Annotated in this window: 19 protein-coding genes; 7 read left to right on the top strand and 12 right to left on the bottom strand. The window is 60.7% G+C overall.

The features are described from left to right. Positions 1-2: 2 nt before the first annotated feature. The gene (locus ACSQ20_RS23790; protein WP_436025861.1) at positions 3-605 is read right to left on the bottom strand and encodes a TetR/AcrR family transcriptional regulator; all 603 of its coding nucleotides are present in this window, start codon (positions 603-605) and stop codon (positions 3-5) included. A gap of 98 nt (positions 606-703) precedes the next feature. On the opposite strand from ACSQ20_RS23790, the gene ACSQ20_RS23785 reads away from it, so the two are divergent. Continuing rightward, positions 704-1,387, top strand: a complete 684-nt coding sequence (locus tag ACSQ20_RS23785) for a YceI family protein (protein WP_436024822.1) — start codon at positions 704-706, stop codon at positions 1,385-1,387. Positions 1,388-1,391: 4 nt separating this feature from the next. Here the strand turns inward: ACSQ20_RS23785 and ACSQ20_RS23780 are convergent, their stop codons facing one another. The 4 genes from ACSQ20_RS23780 to ACSQ20_RS23765 form a co-directional block, all read right to left on the bottom strand. Beyond that, the gene (locus ACSQ20_RS23780; RefSeq protein ID WP_436024820.1) at positions 1,392-3,626 is read right to left on the bottom strand and encodes a putative bifunctional diguanylate cyclase/phosphodiesterase; all 2,235 of its coding nucleotides are present in this window, start codon (positions 3,624-3,626) and stop codon (positions 1,392-1,394) included. 30 nt (positions 3,627-3,656) lie between these two features. Then, positions 3,657-4,664 (bottom strand): ABC transporter substrate-binding protein, encoded by a 1,008-nt coding sequence (locus ACSQ20_RS23775; RefSeq protein WP_436024818.1) that lies wholly within the window; start codon positions 4,662-4,664, stop codon positions 3,657-3,659. A gap of 131 nt (positions 4,665-4,795) precedes the next feature. Continuing rightward, entirely contained in the window at positions 4,796-5,827 is a 1,032-nt protein-coding gene (gene tdh, locus ACSQ20_RS23770) for an L-threonine 3-dehydrogenase (RefSeq protein ID WP_436024816.1), read from the bottom strand. A gap of 18 nt (positions 5,828-5,845) precedes the next feature. Next, positions 5,846-7,045 (bottom strand): glycine C-acetyltransferase, encoded by a 1,200-nt coding sequence (locus ACSQ20_RS23765; protein WP_436024814.1) that lies wholly within the window; start codon positions 7,043-7,045, stop codon positions 5,846-5,848. 157 nt (positions 7,046-7,202) lie between these two features. Here ACSQ20_RS23765 and ACSQ20_RS23760 point away from each other — a divergent pair, with 157 nt between their 5' ends. The 5 genes from ACSQ20_RS23760 to ACSQ20_RS23740 all read left to right on the top strand — a co-directional run bounded on the left by ACSQ20_RS23760 (position 7,203) and on the right by ACSQ20_RS23740 (position 13,145). Beyond that, positions 7,203-7,850 carry a helix-turn-helix domain-containing protein gene (locus ACSQ20_RS23760; protein WP_436025859.1) on the top strand — a complete coding sequence of 216 codons (648 nt, stop codon included), beginning with the start codon at positions 7,203-7,205 and terminating at the stop codon, positions 7,848-7,850. Between the two features lie 417 nt (positions 7,851-8,267). Continuing rightward, positions 8,268-9,800, top strand: a complete 1,533-nt coding sequence (gene ltrA, locus ACSQ20_RS23755) for a group II intron reverse transcriptase/maturase (protein WP_436018321.1) — start codon at positions 8,268-8,270, stop codon at positions 9,798-9,800. Positions 9,801-9,844: 44 nt separating this feature from the next. Further along, positions 9,845-10,180: a DUF2471 family protein gene (locus tag ACSQ20_RS23750; RefSeq protein ID WP_436024812.1), complete on the top strand. Its 336-nt coding sequence runs from the start codon at positions 9,845-9,847 to the stop codon at positions 10,178-10,180. 173 nt (positions 10,181-10,353) lie between these two features. Next, positions 10,354-11,388 carry an ABC transporter substrate-binding protein gene (locus ACSQ20_RS23745; RefSeq protein WP_436025857.1) on the top strand — a complete coding sequence of 345 codons (1,035 nt, stop codon included), beginning with the start codon at positions 10,354-10,356 and terminating at the stop codon, positions 11,386-11,388. A 56-nt stretch (positions 11,389-11,444) separates the two neighbouring features. Next, positions 11,445-13,145, top strand: a complete 1,701-nt coding sequence (locus ACSQ20_RS23740) for a GMC family oxidoreductase (protein ID WP_436024810.1) — start codon at positions 11,445-11,447, stop codon at positions 13,143-13,145. Here the strand turns inward: ACSQ20_RS23740 and ACSQ20_RS23735 are convergent. The 6 genes from ACSQ20_RS23735 to ACSQ20_RS23710 form a co-directional block, all read right to left on the bottom strand. Beyond that, complete coding sequence (locus ACSQ20_RS23735; protein ID WP_436024808.1) at positions 13,142-14,569, bottom strand: aldehyde dehydrogenase family protein; 1,428 nt, start codon at positions 14,567-14,569, stop codon at positions 13,142-13,144. The genes ACSQ20_RS23740 and ACSQ20_RS23735 overlap by 4 nt on opposite strands. A gap of 25 nt (positions 14,570-14,594) precedes the next feature. Continuing rightward, positions 14,595-15,389 (bottom strand): ABC transporter permease, encoded by a 795-nt coding sequence (locus tag ACSQ20_RS23730; protein WP_436024806.1) that lies wholly within the window; start codon positions 15,387-15,389, stop codon positions 14,595-14,597. After that, positions 15,386-16,297: an ABC transporter permease gene (locus ACSQ20_RS23725; protein WP_436024804.1), complete on the bottom strand. Its 912-nt coding sequence runs from the start codon at positions 16,295-16,297 to the stop codon at positions 15,386-15,388. Before ACSQ20_RS23725 ends, ACSQ20_RS23730 begins: the two co-directional genes overlap by 4 nt. After that, entirely contained in the window at positions 16,294-17,658 is a 1,365-nt protein-coding gene (locus ACSQ20_RS23720; protein ID WP_436024802.1) for an NAD(P)/FAD-dependent oxidoreductase, read from the bottom strand. Before ACSQ20_RS23720 ends, ACSQ20_RS23725 begins: the two co-directional genes overlap by 4 nt. A gap of 4 nt (positions 17,659-17,662) precedes the next feature. Further along, positions 17,663-18,373, bottom strand: coding sequence for an HAD-IA family hydrolase (locus tag ACSQ20_RS23715; RefSeq protein ID WP_436024800.1), 711 nt, complete (start codon positions 18,371-18,373; stop codon positions 17,663-17,665). A gap of 73 nt (positions 18,374-18,446) precedes the next feature. Next, positions 18,447-19,523, bottom strand: a complete 1,077-nt coding sequence (locus tag ACSQ20_RS23710; protein ID WP_436024798.1) for an ABC transporter ATP-binding protein — start codon at positions 19,521-19,523, stop codon at positions 18,447-18,449. Positions 19,524-19,623: 100 nt separating this feature from the next. On the opposite strand from ACSQ20_RS23710, the gene ACSQ20_RS23705 reads away from it, so the two are divergent. Continuing rightward, positions 19,624-20,601, top strand: coding sequence for a LysR family transcriptional regulator (locus tag ACSQ20_RS23705; protein ID WP_436024796.1), 978 nt, complete (start codon positions 19,624-19,626; stop codon positions 20,599-20,601). A gap of 179 nt (positions 20,602-20,780) precedes the next feature. Here the strand turns inward: ACSQ20_RS23705 and ACSQ20_RS23700 are convergent, their stop codons facing one another. Further along, a complete protein-coding gene (locus ACSQ20_RS23700) occupies positions 20,781-21,986 on the bottom strand; it encodes a DNA-binding protein (protein WP_436024794.1) in 1,206 nt (401 codons plus the stop codon). Between the last annotated feature and the right edge of the window lie 1,502 nt (positions 21,987-23,488).

Here is a 23,488-nt window from a genome sequence, read left to right as displayed (position 1 = left end):
GGTCAGTGTTGCGTCAATAAGTCGAGTAGTTGTTCGGCCACCTTGCGCGCGTCGCGCGCCGCACCCGCGTTGCCACTGACGAGTGCCACGCTGATCGCGCCGTCGATCAACACGAGCCACTGTCTTGCGAGTCCGGCCGCAGTTCGCGCATCGTGGCCCGCGCAGCGCAGATGTTCGTCGAACAGCCTACGAACGAATTTCAGCAATTGCGCTTTGTGCTCGCGTGCAACGACACGCACCGGATCATCGAACGATTCAATTTCACCCGACGCATTCAGGAACGCACAGCCGTGAAAGTCGGGTGATGCAAACCACTTGCGCAGGACGTCGAACATGCCGATCAATTGCGCACGCGGTGTTTTTCCGCGGCGCCGGGTGTCCTCGATGAACCGATTCATCCATCGTTCATGGCGCCGCTGCAACGCGGCAGTGACGAGTGCGTCTTTCGATTCGAAGTGGGTATAAAAGCTTTTGCGCGTTGTTGACGACTGCCGAACAATTGCGTCAACGCCCGTGGCGTGAATGCCGCCCGCATAAACGAGCGCCTCGGCCGCATCGAGTAACCGTTCTCGTACGCTGTCTTCGTGTCGTTCGGGATTCGCCATCGCGCAAAGGTAGAACGATCGTTCTCCCATGTCAACCACAGTGACATCTCAAAAAGGATAAGCTACGTGTTCGAACTCAGCTTTGAACGACGACAGCGATGAAACGATCAAACCCGGCAACACCCTTCGCGATCCGTGCCATTTTGGCCGCCGCCCTGCTCACCAGCGCAGCGCTGATGCCGGCTTGCACGCCGGTTCGAGTCCTCACGCACACGGTCGGCACCGACGAGGCCCGCGTGCCGACGGGACGCTATCAGATGGATGCCCACCATTGGAGCATCACGTTCGACGTCGAACATCTGAAGTACTCGCGATTCACGATGCGTTTCGATCGCGCGCAGGCGACGCTTGATTGGAAGGCCCCTGGCATGGATGCGAGCGCGGCGACGGTTTCGATCGATGCCGCGAGTGCCAACACCAACGTGCCGCTACTCGACAAGCTTGTCAAAGGCCCGGACATGTTCGATGCGGCGAAGCATCCGGCGATCCGCTTCATTAGCCGCCGGTTCGTGCGCACCGGCGAACGGCAAGGCACACTCGAAGGCGAGTTGACGATCCGCGATGTGACGCGGCCCGTCGAACTCGCGGTGACATTCAACGGTTACGGCATCAACCCGCTCACCAAAGAAGACACCCTCGGCTTCTCGGCGCAAGGACATTTCAGCCGCGCGCAGTTTGGGCTTGGAACCTGGTACCCAGCGGTGGGCGATGACGTTCGGGTTCGCATCGAGGCGGAGTTCGCGCGAGCGGTAAATTCGCAGACGCCATCGCAATCGCAATAGCGGCTCAACCCGCACGCAAGCCGCTGCGGGGTTCCGGCTCACAGCCCTGCGCAGACGCCGCCACCTGACTCACAGCGCCGGACGCGCTCTGTAACAGCCAGCGCTCGAAGCGAGCCGCCGGCTGAGGCTTGGAGTAGAGATAGCCCTGAGCAGTGGTGCAGCCGCATCCCTTGAGAAATGCAGCCTGCGCTTCGGTCTCGACGCCTTCGGCCACAACAGCGAGCTTGAGCGTTTGGGCCAGTGCAATGATGGTCTTGATTATTTCCGCGTCGTTTCCGTCTCGATCCGCGTTCGTCACGAATGAGCGATCGATCTTCAGCACATCGATGGGTAACCTGCGCAGGTTTGCCAGGCTCGAGTAGCCTGTCCCAAAGTCGTCCATTGCGATCACCGTGCCGATTTGGCGCAGCGAGGTAAAAATACGGGCGCTTTCTTGCAGATTGGCCATGACGACGCTCTCGGTGAGTTCGACCTCGAGGTCGGACGGGGGCACGCCGTATTGCCGCGTGAGTTCACAGATGCGCTCGACAAGGTCTCCCTGCTGCATCTGGCGGGCCGAAATGTTCACGGCGATCTTGATCCTGCCCAATCCGCGCGCTCGCCATTTTGCGGACTGGCGACACGCCTCCTCGAGGACCCAGTCGCCCAACCGGACGATCAGCCCGGTAGCCTCCGCCAATGGAATGAAGTCCATCGGAGAAACAATGCCGCGCACCGGGTGACGCCAACGAACCAACGCCTCGACGCCGGATAGCTCGTTCGAATCGAGCGAGATCTTGGGTTGGTAATACAGTTGCAGCTCGTTGTGATCGATCGCGTGACGCAATTCGGATTCAAGCTGCAGTTTCTGCATGAGGGCACCCGTCATCGCCGGTTCGAAGAAGCGATAGGTTTCCCCGCCAGCGGATTTGGCCTCGTACATCGCGAGGTCGGCATGCTTCATCAGTTCAACCGCGGTGTTCGCATCGTCGGGAAAGCATGCGATGCCTATCGAAGCGCTCACCTGCACGGTCCTCCCCATGACTTCCAGCGGCAACGACAATACGTCGATCAAATTCTGCGCGATGCTCGCATACGAATCGGGAGTATCCACGTCGTTGAGCAACACGACAAATTCGTCGCCACCGATGCGCGCGGCCGTATCCGTCGCGCGCAGGGTGGATAACAGTCGCGCAGCGGACTTCCTGAGCAGTGCGTCGCCGGCATCATGGCCGAGCGAGTCGTTGATCGATTTGAACCGGTCCAAGTCGATGAACATGATCGCTCGCCGTTCCGTCTGGCGTATCGCGACGGCAATGCTCTGCTCCATGCGGTCAATCAGCAGCGCGCGATTCGGCAAGCCAGTGAGCGTGTCATGAAAGGCGAGATGACGCAGGTCCTCGTCCTTACTGCGTAATGCGTCAATCGACAGCAGCAGCTCTTTCTGCGAGGCGCGAAGCTCGTCATTGATCTGCTGGTTCTCGCACACAGCTGCCTGCAGCGCGTCGGTACGTTCGCGTACTTTGTGCTCCAACTGCAGGTTGAACGCCCGCAGTTCGCGCCGATGCGCATCGATGATCCTATACGAGCGTGCAATCGCCTGGCTGGAAAAAAAGGCAAATACGATACCGAACAGCAAGACAATCAACTGCGTCACCAGCGAACGGCGAAAGTGGTCGCGCAGCGTCGCAATCTCGGTCTGTGCATCGGTGCGCAGACTGTCCTTCATTTTCGTGGTCTGTTCCGAGATCGCCTGATCGTCGACGTACACAGCGACGTATCCCTGCACTTGTCCACCTGAGACGGACGGGCTGCGTACGACGAACCGGTATTTTTCGCGAAACGCGGGAGGTATCGCATAGCCGACGCGAAACGCGATGCCCCCGCCGCTTTTCCACATCGACACGTACGGCCGATTGTCCTTGTCCGTGATCTCGATGGCGGAGATCTCCGGATAGTCCATAAAAGGCCCAAGCGTCGATGCCATGCCGTCCTTCAACACGTTGAAGGCCTGCGAATTCTCGAGTTGACTTGCCGTAATCTTGGCGATCGTCGAGGATAGCGAAGCGGCGTGACCACGCAACCGTGCCGTCTCCGCCTGTGCCTGCTCGTCCGCATGGACCCGCGCGCTCGCCAGCTTGGCAATGGTGATGTTCTTTAGCAGGTTCTGTTGCGACACGTAGAAGAACAGCCCGTACAGCATGAACGCCACCGCGACGGCAGTTGAAACCCAGTACACTCGCGACCCGGTCAATTTCATGGCGATGATGACTGCGGCTGCACGGCCAGTTCAATATTTGCGGGTCGGCAAGGCCGCCGCTGCATTGTGCGTGGTGTAGACCCTGTCTTCCATATACATCGAGGCCGGAAAGCTACGCCCGTGCAGTACCTCGAGGACGACCTTCAATACGAGTTTGCCAAGCAACGGATTGCATTCGACCAGCGCGTTGAGCTTTCGCCGAATGAGTAGCTCGAAACCATGTCTGACGCCGTCCACGCTAATGATCAGGATGTCTTTGCCCGGCTTCAATGCGAGCTGTTTGTCCGCTTCGATCGCGGCGATGGCTCCGAAAGCCATGTTGTCGTTATGCGCGAAAACGGCGCAAATGTTGGCGCCTTCGTCGTGAAGAAACCCCTGCATCACCTTCTTGGCCTGATCAGCACGCCACATGCCTGGTTTGGAGGCAATGATCTTCATGCCGGGAAATAGGCTCAGCACTTCGCGAAATCCCTTGCCTCGCTCGATCGAAGGCGCCGCGTCCAGAGGACCCTCGATCTCCACCACATTGCAGTGCCCAGCAGTTTCCTGCGCAAGCCACGCGCCCGCGGCGCGGCCTTCGTAACGGAAATCGGAGCCGATCCACGTGACGAAAAGCCCCTTGTTCTGGTTTTCCGGCTGCAGGGTCAACGTGCGATCGGACAGTACGACCGGAATTCTGGCTTTCTTGGCCTCAAGCAGCACGTTGTCCCAACCGTGGACTTCGTTGGCGGACAGCACGATTGCGTCCACCTTCTGCTCGATGAGTTCGCCCACCTGGCGGCGCTGCACATCGGTCTTGCCGCCCGCATCCTTGAACACGAGCGTGATGCCCAAGTCCTTCGCCGCCTCACGAAACGACTCGGTATTGGCCCTGCGCCAATCGCTTTCGGCGGTGTCGCTTTGGGCAAAGCCGATTGTGTAATTTCTGGCGTGAGCGCAGGCGCACAAGAACATCATTGCGATGACACCGATGCGCCGGTCAAGAGTCTGGGTGAGCAGCGCAATGGCGAGCCTGCGCACCAGATCGATAGCTTTCATGGACCTAATTCTGAGTGGGGTGCGAACGCCCTGTTTATGGGCGTCCGAGCTTCTCTGAATATCGGACGAGTTGCGTGCTTCCTTTAGGCCGTCGCTCCGACCCTCGTTTCGAGGCTGCTACACCCGTGCGTTCAAGCGTTCGTCCAGTCGAGAATGACCTTTCCGCTTTCGCCCGACAGCATCGTGGCAAATGCCTTTTCGTAATCGGCGACGGCAAAACGATGGGTAAGAATAGGCGACAAGTCGAGCCCGCTTTGCAGCATGGCGACCATCTTGTACCAGGTCTCGAACATCTCGCGTCCGTAGATGCCCTTGATTTCGAGGCCTTTGAAGATGACCTGATTCCAATCGATGGCGGTCTGCGCGGGCGGAATGCCGAGCAATGCCACTTTGCCGCCGTGATTCATCGCTTCGAGCAGGCTCGTAAAAGCGCTGGGCACGCCGGACATTTCAAGACCGACATCGAAGCCTTCGGCCATGTGCAGCTCGTCCATGACATCGCGCAACGAATCGCGCGCAACGTTGACCGCGCGCGTAGCGCCCATCTTGCGCGCCAGATCAAGCCGGTAGTCGTTGACGTCGGTAATGACGACATTGCGCGCGCCCACGTGCTTGGCAATCGCCGCCGCCATGATGCCGATCGGGCCCGCGCCCGTAATCAATACGTCTTCGCCGACAAGGTTGAACGATAGCGCGGTATGCGTTGCATTGCCGAAGGGGTCGAAAATCGCAGCCAGGTCGTCCGAAATTTCGTCAGGAATCCTAAATGCATTGAATGCGGGAATCACGAGAAATTCGGCGAATGCGCCTGCACGGTTCACGCCTACGCCCACCGTGTTGCGGCATAAGTGCCGCCGCCCCGCTCGGCAGTTGCGACAAAAACCGCACGTGATATGCCCTTCGCCCGAGACGCGGTCACCAATGGCAAAGCCGCGCACTTCCTGGCCCATTGCGACGATCTCGCCGACATATTCGTGACCGACATGCATCGGCACCGGAATGGTTTTTTGCGCCCAGTCGTCCCATTTCCAGATATGGATGTCCGTGCCGCAAATCGCGGTGCGCTTGATGCGGATCATCACGTCGTTATGGCCGACTTCGGGCTTTGGCACGCGCGTCAGCGTGAGGCCTGGCGCGCGTTCGAGTTTTGCGAGTGCTTTCATTCGTTGGCGCTCCTATCGTCAAACGATGCCGAGCGAGGCGCCCACGCGCTTGAACGCGTCGACCGCTCGCTCGACTTGTTCGGCCGTATGCGCCGCGCTCATTTGGGTGCGAATGCGCGCGCGCCCTTTCGGCACCACCGGATAGGAAAAGCCGATCACATAAACGCCTTCCTGCAGCAACGCATCGGCCATACGCGAGGCCATTTGCGCATCGCCGAGCATCACCGGGATGATCGGGTGCTCACCGGGCACGAGCGTGAAGCCGGCCGCGCTCATCGCCTCCCGAAAATGCTCACCATTCGCGCGTACGCGGGCGCGCAGCTGTGCGCCCTCATCGCTTTGCAATAGTTCGAGCACCGCAAGCGATGCCGCCGCAATGCTCGGCGCAAGCGTGTTCGAAAACAGGTAAGGACGCGAGCGTTGCCGCAACAGCTCGATGACTTCGCGGCGTGCGGCGACATACCCGCCCGATGCGCCACCGAGTGCCTTGCCGAGCGTGCCGGTAATGATGTCGACACGGCCTTGCACGCCGCAGAACTCGGGCGTACCCGTGCCATGCTTGCCGATGAACCCGACCGCATGCGAATCGTCCACCATGACGAGCGCGCCGTAGCGATCAGCTAGATCGCAGATGCCCGCCAGATTCGCGATGATGCCGTCCATCGAAAACACGCCATCGGTTGCAATCAGCTTGAAACGCGCACCGGCTGCATCGGCCTCTTTCAGCTTCGCTTCGAGATCGGCGAGATCGTTGTTCTTGTAACGGTAGCGCTTCGCTTTCGACAGCCGCACACCGTCGATGATGCTCGCGTGATTGAGCTCGTCGCTGATGATGGCATCGCTCTCGTCGGTCAGCGTTTCGAAGAGCCCACCGTTCGCATCGAAACAACTCGAATAGAGAATCGAGTCTTCGGTGCCGAGAAATTCAGCCAGCGCCCGCTCGAGTGTTTTATGCACCGTTTGGGTACCGCAGATGAACCGCACCGACGCCATCCCGAAACCGTCCTTCTCGAGCCCCGCTTTTGCGGCCGCGATCAACCTTGCGTCGTCGGCCAGCCCGAGATAATTGTTAGCGCAAAAATTCAGCACGTTTTCGCCGCTCGCGAGATGCACGGCCGCCGCTTGCGGGCTCGCGATAACGCGCTCGGATTTGTAAAACCCATCCGCGCGAATCTGGTCGATCGTCTGGCGCACATGGGCGAAAAAGGTATCGCGCATCGAGGGAGCTCCTGTTCCTGTAAGAGTCGGATTTGCTGCACGGCGCCAGGGTCTCCGGCGAAACCGTGCACATCGTGCTGTTATAGTCGGTCGCCGCCTATAGCGGACAATTTCGTTTTTTCGAACTAAAGTTCGATATAGCGAACGACTCTAAGCGATCGGAAACCAAATGGCAAGCACCACTCATCGACGCGCACCCCGCCTGTTGTCGCAGGCGTCCGCGGCTTCTGGGCATTCGCCGGCCGCGACGCCGGCCGCCCCGCCGCGCGTGGGCGAGCAAATTCAACGCTTGCGCGCGGAACGAAAGATGACGCTCGACGATCTCTCCCGCGCCGCCGGGGTCTCGAAGTCGATGCTCTCGGAAATCGAGCGCGACAAGGCGAATCCGACCATCGCCGTCGCTTGGCGGCTGACCAATGCGCTCGGCGTGAGCCTCGATCAACTCTTTGCCGCCCACAAAGCGCAGGAGACGATCGTCGTGGCAGGGCCGCACGATATTCCGACGCTCGACGGGCACGAGGCGAAGTATCAATTGCGCGTTTGGGGCCCGATCGATCTGGCCGGCAAGTTCGAATGGTACGAGCTCACACTGCAGCCTGGCGGGGCGCTCGCGTCGAATGCTCACGAGCCCGGCACACGCGAGCATTTGACCGTTCTTCATGGTTCGGTGGCGGTGGAGTCCGACGGCGTATCGAGGCGGCTCAAGACAGCGGACACCGCGCGCTACGTCGCCGACGTGCCTCACGCAATCCGGAACGTCGGCAAGAACGAAGCCAAAGCGTTGCTCGTCGTCATTCATGGTTAATCCCGGTGTGCGCCAGCACGCCACCTGAATCCGAATGCTGTATATTTATACAGTGTGCGCCGGGAGACCGGTAGAGATCAAGGGGTGAAAGTCCCCGACATTGCAAGAACTAGCGATTCACGATGTCCCCGAGTCATGCGTGGTCAGCCGCGAGGCGGGCTGCGAAGCGTTGACAGGGGTGCTGATAGGCCAGCCATCGAGCCACGAAATGGATACATTCCCGAGTGCTGACGTACTACTGTATGCGGAAGGCAATACCGCGGGGCGCGCCATCGCAAGCGCCATGCGGACTCGGCGCGGTCTTAGACCCTGGCATGTCAGTACGATCTCTATGCGGGAACCGGGAGATCTCCTATTTGGCCGCGGACGGAGGTGTCGTCGAGCGGTCCGCATCGGGAAGGTGAGGAGCCAAAGCCGATGACGAACGAATGGGAGAAGTCGGACTCGCCCATAGTAGCGAAGAAGCTGGCGAACAAATCCGGGCAACCAGACGCGGAGCCGGCGGAGCGAAGGGGCGGGGCCAAGGGGAACACGGGCTGGTCGCGCATGCGCCGGACGCAGAGCCGGATAAGCGTGTCCCAGAGGCTGGACCGTGTGCGACAAGCCGCAAGGCAAAGGAAGAAGGAGAGGTTCACGGCGTTGTTCCACCTGATCGACTTCGACCTACTGGCGACGGCGTTCTTCTGGCTGAAACGGAAGGCGGCAGCCGGGGTTGATGGCGTGACGTGGCACGACTATGAGCTAGATCTGGATCGAAATCTCGAAGACCTGCATGGCCGACTCCACCGGCAGGCTTATCGGGCGCTGCCCAGTCGCAGGCGGTACATACCGAAAGCGGATGGAAAACAGCGACCGCTGGGCATTGCCGCACTGGAAGACAAAATCGTCCAGCGCGCGCTGGTGGCGGTCCTCAATGCGATCTACGAGACGGACTTCCTGGGCTTCTCATACGGTTTTCGTCCGCGACGCAGCCAGCACGATGCGTTGGATGCACTCGCAACGGGAATCGCTCGCACGAGCGTGAGCTGGATACTGGACGCCGACATCAGCAGGTTCTTCGATACGGTCAACCACGACTGGCTGACCCGATTCGTTGAGCACCGCATAGGCGACCAGCGCGTGATTCGACTGATCCGCAAATGGCTGAAGGCGGGAGCGATGGAAGACGGGGTGATCGAGCCCACCGACGAGGGGACACCGCAAGGGTCTGTCATCTCGCCGCTGCTGGCGAATATCTACCTGCACTACGTCTTCGACCTCTGGGCAAATCAATGGCGTAAGCGCCATGCCGAGGGTAACGTCGTGATCGTCCGATACGCCGACGACGTCGTGATTGGTTTCGATAAACCACATGATGCGAAGCGGTTCAGGCGGGCCATGCAACAGCGACTGGAGCAGTTTGGGCTGTCGGTGCACCCGGAGAAAACCCGGCTGATCGAGTTCGGGCGCTTTGCGGCCCGCAACCGAGCCGGCCGAGGGCTGGGCAAACCCGAGACGTTCAACTTCCTCGGATTCACCCACATCAGCGGCCGTGCTAGAGACGGCAGGTTCATGCTCATGCGCAAAACGCGGAGCGACCGACTCCGCACGGCGCTGAAGGGGATCAAGGATGAGTTGCGGCACAGATGGCACCAGTCGATTCCCGAGCAAGGGGACTGGTTACGCCGCGTGGTCCAAGGGTACTTCAACTACCACGCGGTGCCGACCAACTTCGCTGCGCTGCGGGCCTTGCGCGCACGCGTGATTGACCTCTGGAGGTTGGCGCTACGGCGCCGCAGTCAGAAGGACGACACCACGTGGGCGAAGATGCAACGGCTTGCGAAGCAGTGGATACCCAAGGCTCGCATCCTTCACCCCTGGCCGGTCGTGCGGTTTGACGCCAACTACCCGAGGCAGGAGCCCGGTGCGCGAATCGCGCACGCCGGGATCTGTGCGGGGGGTGTCCAGTAATGGACATTCCTACCGCGACGCTATCTCGATATTCAGAACGGGCCATGAGAGAACAAGACCTTGCCGCGCTGCGCTTTCAAGCCGCCGCGCGCGACCTCGAACAAATCGTCCGCGATATCGCCGGGCGTTATGTTGTGCTGGGCGTGCCGCTGACCTGGCGTTTGCTTCATGCGATCGAAGCCGAAGCGCTTGCCGATCTCGGTTTTGCGAGCCGGCACGATGCATTCATTCTGGAACTCTTCAAACGTCCGGCCGACCTCAGTTATCCCGAAACGGACGACCCCGCAACGTTTGGCCGCTCGAATGCGCTGCCAGCCGCTTTCGCGTTTGCGGTGTCGGCCTACGAGAACGCGCAGGTCGCATCGCACGGCCAGACATAACACCACATCATGACCGCTCCAACAATTGCGGCGTTGCCCCGGTCAAATTGACTCACTATATTTCTTCTCAAGCCCGCGCAATTTGCGGCTTCGGCCTCAAGCTGCAGGCGCCATAGCGCTGACCTGGACGAGGTCTTTCGCTTCAACTGTCTGGAGAAGAAGTCGTGATCAGCATGCCAAGGTTGCGCCCGTTTGCCATTACCCTGGCGTTGAGCGTCGCGAGCACGGCGCCCGCTCTCGCTGCCGGAAAAATAACGTTCGTGTCGCAAGGCGGCACTTATCAGGAGGCCCAGACCAAAGCCATCCTTGACCCGGCGGCGAAGACGCTGGGCATTACGGTCAATCAGGACAGCATTCCGGACGCATGGCCGCAGATCAAGGCACAGGCCGCCACCGGCAAGCCGATCTGGGATGTGGTGGACACGCCCACTTCGAACTGTCTGCGTGGCGGCCGCGAAGGGCTGCTCGAAAAGCTCGATTTCTCGAAGATCCCCAACGCCGCCTCGATGCCCGAAAAGTACCGCACGCCCTACTCCGTTGCGTACGAGTTCTATTCGACAGTGATCGGCTATAACAAGAAGACGCTAAAGAAGGTGCCGCAAAGCTGGGCTGACTTCTGGAACGTGAAGGCGTTTCCCGGCACGCGCGCACTGCGCAACGACCCGCAGACCGTGCTCGAAGCCGCGCTTCTTGCGGACGGCGTGAAGCGCGACAAGCTGTATCCGCTAGACGTCGATCGCGCGTTCAAGAAGCTGCAGCAAATCAAGCCTGACATTACCGTGTGGTGGACTTCGGGCGGTCAGTCCGCGCAATTGCTGCACGACGGCGAAGTCGACATGACGATGATCTGGAACGGCCGCGCGAGCGCGGTCCGCAAAGACGATCCCGACGTGGATTTCACGTTCAACGACGGCATTCTGCAAAACACACAGCTGTGCGTGCTAAAGAACGCGCCGAACTTGAACGACGCGATTCGCTTCTTGAACGCGGCCGTATCGCCCGAACTGCAAGCGAACCTACCGCTTTATATCGACTATGGTCCGGGCAATCCAGCTGCATTCAAGACCGGCAAGATTTCGGCGAAGCGCGCGAGCGAACTGCCGAGTTCGCCGGAGAATGCCGCGAAGCAGGCATTGATGTCCGAAGAATGGTGGGCATCCGATGCCGGCATCCAGGCCAAAGCGCGCTGGCTGAAGTTCATGCAGTAACGGCTGGACGAGGAGCGGTACATCATCGACGGGCGCGCGGTCTTCATCACGCCAACGTGATCGACTATCTGATTCTTGGCGGTGGTTCGGCCGGCTGCGTGCTGGCCGCGCGCCTTTCCGAAGATGCCGGCAAGGCCGTGTGCCTCGTCGAGGCAGGCCGCGACATTTCGTTGGCCACCATGCCTGCCGACATTCGCAGCCGCTATCCGGGCCGCGCGTATCTCGACCTCACGAACATCTGGCAGCAACTCAAAGCGCGTATCAGCGAGCCCGCCATGCTGCGCCGCTATGAGCAGGCGCGTCTGCTTGGCGGCGGCTCGGCCATCAACGCATTGATGGCCAACCGCGGCGCGCCCGCCGACTACGACGAATGGGAAACGCTTGGCGCGCAAGGCTGGAACTGGCAAGCGTGCCTGCCCTACTTCCGCAAGCTCGAAACCGACTGTGACTTCGCTGATGCGGACGACAGCGGCTTGCACGGCGCAAACGGTCCGCTACGCATTCAGCGCGCACCTTCCGCGCGAATATCGCCATTCGTGAGGGCCGTGCTCCATACGTTGAAGCAGCAAGGTTACGCATTGCGCGCGGATCAAAACGGCCCATGGCAAAACGGCACATTCATTGGATCCATTGCGGTGAGCGCCGCCGGCGAACGCACCCCCACGTCCGTTTGCTATCTCGACGATGCGGTGCGAGCGCGACCTAATCTCATCATCCGCACTGGCGAGATCGGGGTCCGCGTTCTGTTCGATGGCCGTCGTGCAAGTGGCGCGCGCATTATCCGGGGTGATGGCACACATCATGAATTGCAGGCTAATTGCGTGATCATATGTTCGGGAGCAATCCATTCGCCGGCATTGCTGATCAGAAGTGGCATTGGTCCCGCCGACGAACTCGCTGCGCTCGGCATCGGCATACGCGCGCATCGCGAAGGGGTCGGCCGCAATCTGATGGAACATCCGTCGATTGCCGTGTCTGCGTTTTTGCCTCGTGCCGCCCGCACGCCGTTTCTCGACGAGCATCATGAGCAGGCCATCGTGCGCTTTTCGTCAGGCCTTGCGGGCACCGTGCCAGGTGACATGCACGGCGCGATTCTGTCGCGCTCGGGCTGGCATTCGGTGGGCTACCGTCTCGGCACGATGTTCTTCTGGGTCAACAAATCGTATTCGCGTGGACGCCTCACGTTGAAATCGACGAACCCGTTCGACGAGCCCGAGGTCGACTTCGCGATGCTGTCCGATCCTCGCGATCTCGAACGCTTAAAACTCGCACTGCGCTTGGGCGCGAAGACGCTGGCCGCGCCGTCGATGGCGGCGCACTGCGACGCGTTGTTTCCGTCGAGTTATTCGCCGCGCGTCGCCGCCATCGCGGTGCCTGGCAGGTGGAATGCGTTACAGCGCGGCACGCTGAGCGCGCTGCTCGACATCGCGGGCCCGTTTCGGGCAGCGCTCGTGCGGCACATCGTGGCGCAAGGTGTCACGCTGAACGAGCTGCTCACCGACGATACCGCGATGACGCACTTCGTCACACGCGCCGTGGGCGGCACGTGGCATCCGTCGGGAACCTGCCGAATGGGCGCCGCCGACGATCCGCTCGCCGTCACGGATTCTCGCGGCGCAGTCTATGGCGTCGAAGGGCTGCACGTGTGCGATGCGTCGTTGATGCCATCGATTCCATGCGCGAACACAAATGTGCCGACCATCATGATCGCCGAGCGCATCGCCGATCTGCTGCGCGGCCGCACCGGTGCGGGCTAATCGCCGTAGCCGACGATGCCCTTCACTTCGAGAAACGCCTCGAGCCCCCACTCGCCGTATTCGCGGCCGTTACCCGATTGCTTATAGCCGCCGAACGGCGAGCCGGCGTCCCATGGCGGATAGTTGATATACACACTGCCGGCGCGCAAACGCAATGCAACGCGCCGTGCGCGTGCCTGATCCGGCGACTGCACATACGCGGCGAGGCCAAACGGTGTGTCGTTGGCAATCGCAATCGCGTCTTCTTCGTCGCGATACGGCATGATCGCGAGCACGGGGCCAAAAATCTCCTCGCGTGCAATCGTCATCGACGGGTCAACGTTCGCAAACACCGTGGGGCGCACGTAGTAGCCGCGCGTCAAACCGTCCGGACGCCCCGGCCCGCCCGCCGCCAGTTGCGCGCCTTCCTCGATGCCCGCGTCGATCAGCCGCTGCACGCGTGCATATTGCGCCTCGCTGACGACAGGTCCCATCGTCGTAGCCGCATCGCCCGCCGGACCGACGCGATGCGCGGCCGCCGCGCGCTGCGCGATGCGCACGGCTTCGTCATGCCGCGTGGCCGGCACGAGCATGCGCGTCGGCGCATTGCACGACTGGCCGCTGTTGCTAAAGCATGCGTTCACGCCCGACGTTACCGCTGCTTCGAAGTCGACGTCGTCGAGCAGAATGTTGGCCGACTTGCCGCCCAGTTCCTGGTGCACGCGCTTCACGGTGGGCGCCGCGAGCTTCGCGATCTCAATGCCCGCGCGCGTCGATCCGGTGAACGACACCATGTCGACATCGGGGTGACTGGCGAGCGCAGCGCCGACAGTCGGGCCGTCGCCGTTGACGAGATTGAACACGCCGGGCGGCACGTCCGCTGCATCGAGACATTCGGCAAATAGCACGGCGTTGAGCGGCGATACTTCGCTGGGCTTGAGCACCATCGTGCAGCCCGCCGCAATCGCGGGCGCGACCTTGCAGACGATCTGATTGATCGGCCAGTTCCAAGGGGTAATGAGCGCCACCACGCCGACGGGTTCATGATTGACGAGCGTCGTTCCCTTCTTGCGCTGCCATGCGAAGGTCTCGCATGTTCGTAAAACCTCTTCCAGATGACGCTTGCCGAGCGCGGCCTGCCACGCATGCGACAGCGTTTTTGGCGCGCCGATCTCGCGCGAGATGACGTCGGCCATCTCGTCGTAACGCGCCATGTAGGCGCTCAGGATGCGTCGAATCAACGCGACGCGTTCAGCGGGCTGCGTAAGCGAAAACGATGCAAACGCGCGCTTCGCGGCAGCGACTGCGCGGTTGACGTCGTCGGCGTCGCCGAGCGCGATTTCGGCGAATGCGTCTTCGGTGCAGGGGTCGATGACGGCCATGCGTGCCTTGCCCGAGGGCGCGACCCATGCGCCGTCGATGTAAAACTTGAGTGCGTTCGACATTGAAGAAGTTCCGATGAAATTAAAACTAAGCGCGTACAGTGGCCGAACGCCGGCTTACGACGACAATCATCACGAGGCACAAGGTCAGCGCGGTCAGCATCGTACTGATCGCCGCGATGGTCGGATCGATTTCGTCACGCAGCGTGACGAACATGCGGCGTGTAAGCGTCTGGTTCGACCCACCCGAAATGAACAGCGCGACCACGGTTTCGTCGAGCGCCTGAATGAACACGAACACCGCGCCTGAAATCACACTGGCCTTGATCTGCGGCAGCGTCACTGCCAGAAAGCTGCGCAGCCTGTTCATGCCGAGACTGCGCGCCACCATCTCCTGCGTGCGGTCGAACGTGCGCAAATCCGCGCCGACAGAAATAAGCACGTATGGCAGGCCCAGCATCGTATCGGCAACGATGAGCCCACTTAGCGTGTTCACGTAACCGGCCTGCGCAAACACAAAAAACACGCCCACGGCGACGATGATGATTGGCACCATCAGCGGCAGCATCAACAGTGTGCGCAGATAGCGCATCGACCAATGCGTGCCGTGCTGGATCGCATAGGCCGCGGCAACGCCGAGCGGCGTCGCGAGAACGGCCGCGCATACGGACGCCGTGAGCGTGGTACGCGCCGCGTCGATCCACGCGGGATTGTCGAAGAACGCGTGATACCAGCGCAACGAATAAGCAGGTGGCGGGAACGTCATGAAGCGCGTGTCCGAAAACGACAGCGGCACGACGATCAGCACGGGCACCATCAGGAACACGAGAATCAGCACAACCCACGCGCCGAGCACGACTCTGCCGAGCGGAATCTTGTTCATTTCGCACCCAGGGTCTTTTCGAGTGGAATCACACGGCTCGCGGCGTAGAAGATCGCGAACACGCAAATCAGCAATACGACACTGACCGCGCTCGCCGCACCCCAACTGTTGTAAATCTCGACGTTGCGGCTGACCACCATCGACACCATGATCGACTTGCCGCCGCCCATCAGCTCGGGCGTGATGTAAAAGCCGAGGCACAGCACGAACACGAGCGTGACGCCTGCGACGACGCCGCTCATCGATAGCGGCAGGAACACACGATAAAACACATGTAGCGGCGAACCGCCGAGACTCGCGCCGGCCTGCGAGAGATTCGCCGGAATTTTTTGCATCGCCGAATAGAGCGGCAGCACCATAAACGGCAACAGAATGTGCACCATTGCGAGAATCGTGCCGAACTGGTTATAGGCGAGTTGCACCGGGCGATCGATCAGGCCCATTTCCAGCAGCGCCTTGTTGATCAGGCCGGTGCGCTGCAGCAGAACGAGCCATGCGTAAGTACGCACGAGCACGCTGGTCCAGAATGGCAAGATCACCATGCCGAGGATCAACGCACTCCATTTTGGCGAGACAGACGCCGCGAAGTAAGCGACGGGATAGCCAAGCACAAGCGTCACGCCGGTTACGATGACGCTCAACTTGAACGTCATCAGAAACGTGTCCAGATACGTGCCGGTAAAAATGCGCTGATAGTTGACGAGCGTAAAGCCGCCGTCATGCCAGATGGACTGCCACGACAGCCACACAAGCGGCACGACCAGCAGCACCACGACGACGAAAAGCGCGGGCGCAAGCAACAGCAGCATCGCGCGATCCTCGCGTTGCTGATGGCGCACCGACGGGTCCAGCGTGCTCGTCTGCGTCAAGGTGGGTTCCTCAAAGATCCGTTTGGCTGTCGTCATCATGCACCCACGGCGTCGAGAAACTGATACCACGCAGCGACGACACGAACGCCCGGCGCGCGCAGCGAATGAAACGGCACAGGCCGCAAGCCTTGCTGACCGAGCAACGCAAGTTCCGGCGTCTCGCCGAGCGCGAGCGCCGCGGCATGCTGGCCAAGCAGACTCGCCATCGCAACACCTGCTCCGTTATACCCGAGACAAAACGTCGTCGCATCGTCGCTGCGGCCGACATGGGGCAACGCGTTGAACGTCATGCCGACATAACCCGACCAGCCGTATTCGATGCGCACATCGGCGAGTTCGGGAAACAGCGCGATCATCGCGCGGCGCAATGCGTCGAAGCCGCCCGACTGCCCTTCCTTGCCGAATGCATCGCGCCCGCCGAACAGCATGCGGCCATCCACCTTGCGGAACCACTTCATCATGCGCCGTGTTTCGGTGTAGCTGCGGCGCTGCACCATCAGGCGCCCTTCGAGATCAGCGGGTAGGCGTTCGGTCGCGATCATCGCGCTGCGAAACGGCACCAGTTCGCGTTGATAGGCGGCGGTCGCGGTGGTCAGATCGGAATAGGCATTGGTCGCGACGATCACCTGCTTCGCATGCACCGTACCGCCCGGCGTTCGAAGCACGACACCGCTCCCAGCCTCACGCTGCGAGCGCGTGATGTCCACGATCGGCGTCGCCTCGTAGATGGGCACGCCGCGCGCCGTGAGACCTCGCGCGATACCGTTCACGTATTCGAGCGGCAAGAGCGTGCCCGCGTCAGCGCTCAGCACGCCACCGACGAAGCCCGCCGATCCCGTCTCGCGTGTCACTTCTTCGCGCGAGTGCACGGTCATCGACGTGTCGCCGAGTTGCGTGCGGACCCATTCGGCTTCGGCGCGAATCGCGGCGAACGCTTTCTCCGTATGGGCACAACGCAGGCTGCCCGTATGCTCGAAACACGCGCGCTCGAGCTTGAATTCGTCGACGAACGATTCGACCACGCGCACCCCGTCGTGCGCGAGCCGGTGCATGCGCTTTGCGGTTTCGAGTCCATGCAGCTTGTCGATCTGCGCAAACGACAACCGAAACTTCGATGACACCACACCACCATTGCGTCCGCTCGCGCCCCAACCGACCGGGTTTGCATCGAACACCGCGCAATCCACGCCGCGCTTTTGCAGTGCGAACGCGGCCGACAAGCCCGAATAGCCAGCGCCGATCACCGCGACCTCAACCGCGAGATCGCGCGTAAGCGGCGCGCCGGTGCTGACGGGCGCTTCGTTGTGCGGCTCGCGCGCGACCATCGCCCGCCATAACGAATCGGGTTGAGGCTTGGGTTGGAGCCCCGACGAAGGGCGCTGGGTAGCGGGTGCGAGCATGACTTTACGCGGCGCGCGCTTCGGCGTCGACGGCGTCCGCGAGCGCGCCAAGGGTGGCGAATCTGAAGGTCGGCGTTGTCACCGCTTCCGGCACCGGCGTCGCGCCGAATCCCTTCATGCCCTGACGGCGTTCGATCCAGCAAGTCGCATAACCGAGTTTCGCCGCGATGCCGATATCGTGATACTGGCTCTGCGCGGTATGCAGAATCTCGTTGAACTTGAAGCCGAATGCCGCCTGGCGTCCGCGGTTATAAGCGAAAAACTGCGGGTCGGGTTTGGCGACGCCGGTTTCATCGCAGCAGACGGTGTCGTCGAACGGATCGCCAAGCGTATGCGCGTAAGCCGACAACGCAACGCGGTCCGCGTTCGTCATCGCCACGAGCCGGTAGTGTTTGCGCAGGCGCTTTAGGGCCGCCACCGAGTCTTCGAATGCAGGCCACTCGAGCACGTCGCGCTGAAACGCGGCTGCGGATTGTGCATCGTCGGGTAAACCCAGCTCCTTGGCGAGCGATAGATACACGTTCGCCATTTGATGACTCGAGCGGCCCGGATGCTTCGCGCGTCCGCGCATATAGGGTTCGAAGATCTGATCGTCCGTCAGATCTTTCGCCGCCGCGCCGCCAAGACGCCGTATGGACGCGAGCACGCCCTGTTCGAAATTGATCAGCGTGCCGACGACATCGAACGTCAGGAGCTTGAAATCGGTGAGCTTCATTGCATCATCCTTTGAGGTTTGCGTGGGTTTCGTAAGACATCAGACCGAAGCCCATACGGGCGACGACGGGAAATCAGGCGGGCACGACAATGGTGTCTTGCGGATCGAGCAGGACTGTCATCTGCTCGCCCGGCGAGGGAATGCGGCGGCGCGCGTCATGGTTGCCGGGCTGCCGCAAGCTGATCGACGTGCCGTCGGCGAGCGTGGCGAACACGCGCAGGCTCTCGCCCTGATACAGCACTTCGGTCACGCTGCACGACAGTCGGTTCGCGGCGGGCTGCGCCGCGCCGCCGTCGATCACGAGCTTTTCGGTCTGCACGGCGAGCAACAGACGCTCGCCGAGCGGCAGCGGCTCGGCGGTGCGTAACACGGCGTCGCCGAGCCGCACTGCATGGTCGCCGGCGCGACTCACGTGAAGCAGCGTCGCTTCGCCGATGAAACTCGCGACAAATGCATCGCACGGCCGGTCATAAAGACGCTCGGGTGTATCGATCTGCACGAGCTTGCCGTTCTTCAACACGGCGACACGATCGCTCATCGTGAGCGCCTCGCGCTGGTCGTGCGTCACATAGACAATGGTTGCGCCGAGCTTGCGATGCAGCCGCCGCAGCTCGATCTGCATCGTTTCTCGCAGTTGTTTGTCGAGCGCGGAGAGCGGCTCGTCCATCAAGATCAGTTGCGGCTCGAAGACCATCGCCCTCGCAAGCGCGACCCGCTGGCGTTGACCGCCGGAAAGCTGGCTGATGTTGCGAGCCTCATAGCCGGTCAACTCAACCATTGCGAGCGCGTCCGCTACTTTCCTCGCCCAGCTGGCTTTCGGCTCGCGGCGCGCACGCAGCGGGAACGCAACGTTTTCGCCCACCGTCATATGCGGAAACAGCGCGTAGTTCTGGAACACGATGCCGATATTGCGTTTGTGCGGCGGCGCAAATGTAATATCACGTTCGCCGACCCACACGGTGCCCGAACTCGGCGGAACAAACCCGCCGAGAATACCGAGCAGCGTCGTCTTGCCCGAGCCGGACGGCCCGAGCAACGACACGAATTCGCCGGGCTCGATATCGAGCGAAACGTCGTCCAGCGCGACCACCGGACCGTAGCGCTTCGCTGCCGACCGGATCGAGACTCCTGTTTTCGCTCGTGCGTCCATTGCGTTCTTTCTCGCTCAAGGGCCTGCGTTAGGGAAAATATAGGTGCCAAACTTATTGGCGGCAATTCCCAAATTGTTGGATCAGGCATAACATCAAGTCATGCCAAACCTACGCAAAAAACTGCCCAGTGCGAATGCGCTGTTTGTGTTCGAGGCCGCCGCGCGTTGCGGCAACTTCACGCGTGCCGCGCAAGAACTCTATGTGAGCCAGCCCGCCGTAAGCCGGATGCTGGCGCGCATGGAGGATCACCTCGGCGTGCGCCTTTTCGAGCGCGTGCGCGGTGGCATCGAGCTGACCGAGAACGGGCGCATCCTGCATCGCAAGGTGTCGGAGGGTTTCGATGGCATCGAAAGCGCAATACGCGAAATCGAGGCGCGTGCGACGGGCGTGGAATCCGTCACGCTATCGGTTTCCACGGGCTTCACGACGCATTGGCTGATGCCGCGCATGGGCCGCTTGAACGAGGCGTTTCCGTCGATCGATCTGCGGTTTCAGCTCATTTCAGGGCGCATCGGTGGGCCACTGGTCGACGTCGATCTCGGTATGCGTTTTCTGCACGCTGATGAGATCGACGAACACAGCGCGCTTGTCATGCCCGAGACGCTGATGCCCGTGTGCAATCCGCGCTATCAGGAGACCGCGCAGACCGACGCGGGCCGAGAGCACGGCGACACCGTCATCGTGATGGACGACGAGGAGCGCGGCTGGCACCACCGCTTTGGCGCGTTCGAGCAGCATGGACGGCGCGTCGCGAGCATGCTGAGTTTCAACGACTACGCGATCGTCGTGCAGGCGGCGCTGCTGGGCCAGGGCATCGCGCTGGGCTGGCTCAATGTTGTGTCGCACTGGTTGGCGCAGCGCACGCTGGTTCCCGCCGAGGAAGAGATTATCGTGACGAACCGACGCTGCTGTCTGGTATCGCCCGCGAGCCGGCCGCTACGGCCGATTGTCGCGAATGTGCGCGATTGGATCGTCGAGGAAATGCGGGCCGATATGCGGACTTTGGAGCGCGCGTACCCGCAGCTGGGATTGCGCGGCGCGTTCAACGAATGCGGGATATCGTTGAGAGCGAAATAAGGCTGTAGTTAGGAATCGGAGGCTGCTGCTGCGTTTGCATGCTCAAAGTTGATGTGCTTTGGCCGACGATCTATCCGCAAAGCCGTCGTACCGGAGCCCCCGAAAACGCTCACCTTCGCGGCCCGCGAAAGTGCAACGCGAGGTGGTGCCCTCTGCGGAGCCTGCGCCGCGGCACACTTTCACACAGCGGATGCCGAATCTTGCGCGCCGAGGAACCGGGTCACAGCCTCCAAACGCGACCGTCCCAGCCCCGACGAGTGATCGCACTCGGGGCACTGCAATTCGAATCCGCCGTCGAGATGGGCGAGCTCCGGCTCGCCGTCCTGACATTTCGGACAATTCGCCGGCAATGCGACATGACCGTCGAGCAGTGTGCCGAGCGCTGTAAGCTCGGCGTCACGCAGGCGCTGAGCGCGAGCAAGCGAACACAGCACATTGGCAATTTCGGGTGCGATTCCAGTGCGCGCGCGAATGGTGTCGAGTTCGCGCGTCAACGCATCGATTTCATCCGACTGGCCTCGCACCTGCGCCTCGAGCCGATCCGCGCGGTTCTTCGCGCTACTTAACTGCTGAATGAAGTCGAATTCCTTGCGGCTTGCGTCGCGAATGCCCGCTTGATAGGTCGAAGCCATGCTGCGCAGCGAATCGAGCTCGACCAACATCGGCTTCACGCGACGCTCGGCTTCGGCTATCGCATCCTTGATCTGCGTCGCGTAGTGCTCGGCTTTTTGCTGCATCTGCGCATGCAGTGCATCGATGCGCTCGCGCAGCGCAGCATTGGCGGCTCGCTCGTTTTCGAGCAAGCCGTTCAGCCTCTCCGTTTCCGCGGTGAGGCGCTTCGTTGTCAGCGATAACGTCTCTTCGTTCGATGTGTGCAGCGTCAGCGTGTTCGCCAAGCGGGTTTCGAGTTCGTGAACGCGGGCCCAGGCAGTTTCCGCACGCGCTTCGCTGCGTTGCAGCGCTTCATTTACCGTATCGCGACTAATCTCGGCGTCCCGAAGGCGACGCTCGGCAGCATCCAGTTCGGTTCTGATTTCCAGGCGCTCCGCTCGCAGCGCTTCTTTCGCTTCGACAAGCGCATGTTCGAACAACGAACCCAACAATGCGCCGGCTTGTTCCTCGAGCGCGGGCGGAATCGCACCGGCACCGACTTTAACCGCAGCCGTTTTGCGTATGCGTTCCCAAAAATGATCGATATCCTTCGGGATGTCGCTGGCGCTACCGGTCTGCGTCAGATCGCGAACGGCAGCCATTGAGGGACGGATGCCGAGGTCGAAGAATAATCGTTTGCACGCATGAAGCGATAAATCCCGTCGGTGGACCCCTTTTGCTTTCATTACTTCGAGTTCGAGCCTGATGCTCTGTCGCTGTTCGTCGAGTGTCATGCCAAGGTCCACGCGATAGGTGTGGTAATCATAACGGATTACGTATTTTTTGATACGAATCGCTTCTGCCCTGTCGCTTTTTTGTAAATGACTTTGGAATGTGCGTTGCCGCGATGCTCAGAACGCCCGTTGTCCATGGGTGCTCGTGAAACAAAGCGAGCATTTGTTCTCACCCCCTTGTTTTATAAGGTTTTTATCTGTTCCCCCGCGTTTTGGCGATTGTTTCACGGCGCTAGGGGTGGACTTTTATCTTTAGACGCTCGACGAAGGCTTGAGAGTAATAGAAGTAAACACCCTTGAATCTTATTTAAAAACGTTAACGCCACGGCAACCCCTTGCCTGGTAAGGCTTTGCAGCCGACAACGTGAGCCTTTGCGGGGAAGATCGTGAGGACTTGCGGGATCTCTCCGTGATGGGATTCGGGGAAGCAGGTGAGTCGATGCAGGGTAGAACGTGAGCGGATTCAGGAAGCACATAAAAAATAGCATGTGCCAAAGGTGAGCTTTTTCGGGGACGACCCTTGGCGAACCCCGGGTGGGCCCGCGTCGCCCACTTTTCTGCGATTTTCCAACGGTGAGCGTTTGCAGGACGGCCGCTTCCTGCCTCGCGGAACGATAATCGAGCGCCAAATCCTCTAATGGTGAGCCAGTGCAGGACGGCAACGACGTTTTCGGTGAGCTTTTGCGGGAAAGCGGTGCCATAGATTATTTGGCGAACCGTTAAGGTGAGCTAATACGGGGGCCTCGTTGGATATGGAAAAACCTATGTTTTAGCCCGCCTGCCAATCACGCGATGGATTCCAAGGTGAGTGTTTTCAGGAGCGCTGATGCCATTTGCTTGCTCAATAGTCACTCGGAACCGCCAACATTCAACGGTGAGCCTTTGCGGGAGCTCTCCAAAAGGATCTCTTGCCGAGTGGATCGAAGTTAGCCATTACTTTCGATATGAATGGCATGCAGACTGATAGGTGAGGACGAATTTGATACCGCCGTCATTGCAAAGGTGATGGTTTGCGGGAGGCATTGACGACGACCGGTATATCGAGCCGCCTCGTCGCAGGCGCTTATTAGGTGAGCCAATTCGGGAGGAGGCGGTAGCGAAAGCAACGCTCGAAAGTCAAAGACTAAGTCCGCGAAGATAAAGCGAATTTCCTGCGGGCGGAAGGTCAGGTGAGCTTTTTCGGGACCGTCTTAGTCGCGAGCGGGTGGCTGCCAAACGGCGATCACTCGTGGGTAAAGCCCGCTTAAAGGTGAGTGTTTTCAGGGAGCCGAAGCGGCGTCTGCGCGAAGCCCAATTCGCTGGCAGTACCTATCCACGGACGCTTCCCTTCGAGGAACGGTGAGTGTTTGCGGGAGGCATTCGAAAGTGCACGAACTGATAGAGCCACCCGCTATCGTGCGGTGTGGGGATGACGTTCTGCGTCGGCAGGGAATGTTTGTCCGGATCAATGCTGCGCGCGGGTGCTTATTATTCTCGTTAGAGCGCATTTGATGCTCGCTACC

This window comes from Trinickia sp. LjRoot230, from assembly GCF_964253315.1.
Taxonomy (GTDB): domain Bacteria; phylum Pseudomonadota; class Gammaproteobacteria; order Burkholderiales; family Burkholderiaceae; genus Trinickia.
Note: the sequence above shows the minus strand (reverse complement) of the source record. Positions and strands in the feature narration are given on the sequence as shown.

Bases quoted from the DNA above. Each gene is read 5' to 3' on its own strand.
- ACSQ20_RS23745 (WP_436025857.1), top strand. From the start codon at position 10,354: ATGCCAAGGTTGCGCCCGTTTGCCATTACCCTGGCGTTGAGCGTCGCG.
- ACSQ20_RS23710 (WP_436024798.1), bottom strand. From the start codon at position 19,523: ATGGACGCACGAGCGAAAACAGGAGTCTCGATCCGGTCGGCAGCGAAG.
- ACSQ20_RS23720 (WP_436024802.1), bottom strand. From the start codon at position 17,658: ATGCTCGCACCCGCTACCCAGCGCCCTTCGTCGGGGCTCCAACCCAAG.
- ACSQ20_RS23750 (WP_436024812.1), top strand. From the start codon at position 9,845: ATGAGAGAACAAGACCTTGCCGCGCTGCGCTTTCAAGCCGCCGCGCGC.
- ACSQ20_RS23715 (WP_436024800.1), bottom strand. From the start codon at position 18,373: ATGAAGCTCACCGATTTCAAGCTCCTGACGTTCGATGTCGTCGGCACG.
- ACSQ20_RS23725 (WP_436024804.1), bottom strand. From the start codon at position 16,297: ATGATGACGACAGCCAAACGGATCTTTGAGGAACCCACCTTGACGCAG.
- ACSQ20_RS23705 (WP_436024796.1), top strand. From the start codon at position 19,624: ATGCCAAACCTACGCAAAAAACTGCCCAGTGCGAATGCGCTGTTTGTG.
- ACSQ20_RS23700 (WP_436024794.1), bottom strand. From the start codon at position 21,986: ATGACACTCGACGAACAGCGACAGAGCATCAGGCTCGAACTCGAAGTA.
- ACSQ20_RS23730 (WP_436024806.1), bottom strand. From the start codon at position 15,389: ATGAACAAGATTCCGCTCGGCAGAGTCGTGCTCGGCGCGTGGGTTGTG.
- ACSQ20_RS23785 (WP_436024822.1), top strand. From the start codon at position 704: ATGAAACGATCAAACCCGGCAACACCCTTCGCGATCCGTGCCATTTTG.
- ACSQ20_RS23775 (WP_436024818.1), bottom strand. From the start codon at position 4,664: ATGAAAGCTATCGATCTGGTGCGCAGGCTCGCCATTGCGCTGCTCACC.
- ACSQ20_RS23780 (WP_436024820.1), bottom strand. From the start codon at position 3,626: ATGAAATTGACCGGGTCGCGAGTGTACTGGGTTTCAACTGCCGTCGCG.
- ACSQ20_RS23790 (WP_436025861.1), bottom strand. From the start codon at position 605: ATGGCGAATCCCGAACGACACGAAGACAGCGTACGAGAACGGTTACTC.
- ACSQ20_RS23765 (WP_436024814.1), bottom strand. From the start codon at position 7,045: ATGCGCGATACCTTTTTCGCCCATGTGCGCCAGACGATCGACCAGATT.
- ltrA (WP_436018321.1), top strand. From the start codon at position 8,268: ATGACGAACGAATGGGAGAAGTCGGACTCGCCCATAGTAGCGAAGAAG.
- tdh (WP_436024816.1), bottom strand. From the start codon at position 5,827: ATGAAAGCACTCGCAAAACTCGAACGCGCGCCAGGCCTCACGCTGACG.
- ACSQ20_RS23735 (WP_436024808.1), bottom strand. From the start codon at position 14,569: ATGTCGAACGCACTCAAGTTTTACATCGACGGCGCATGGGTCGCGCCC.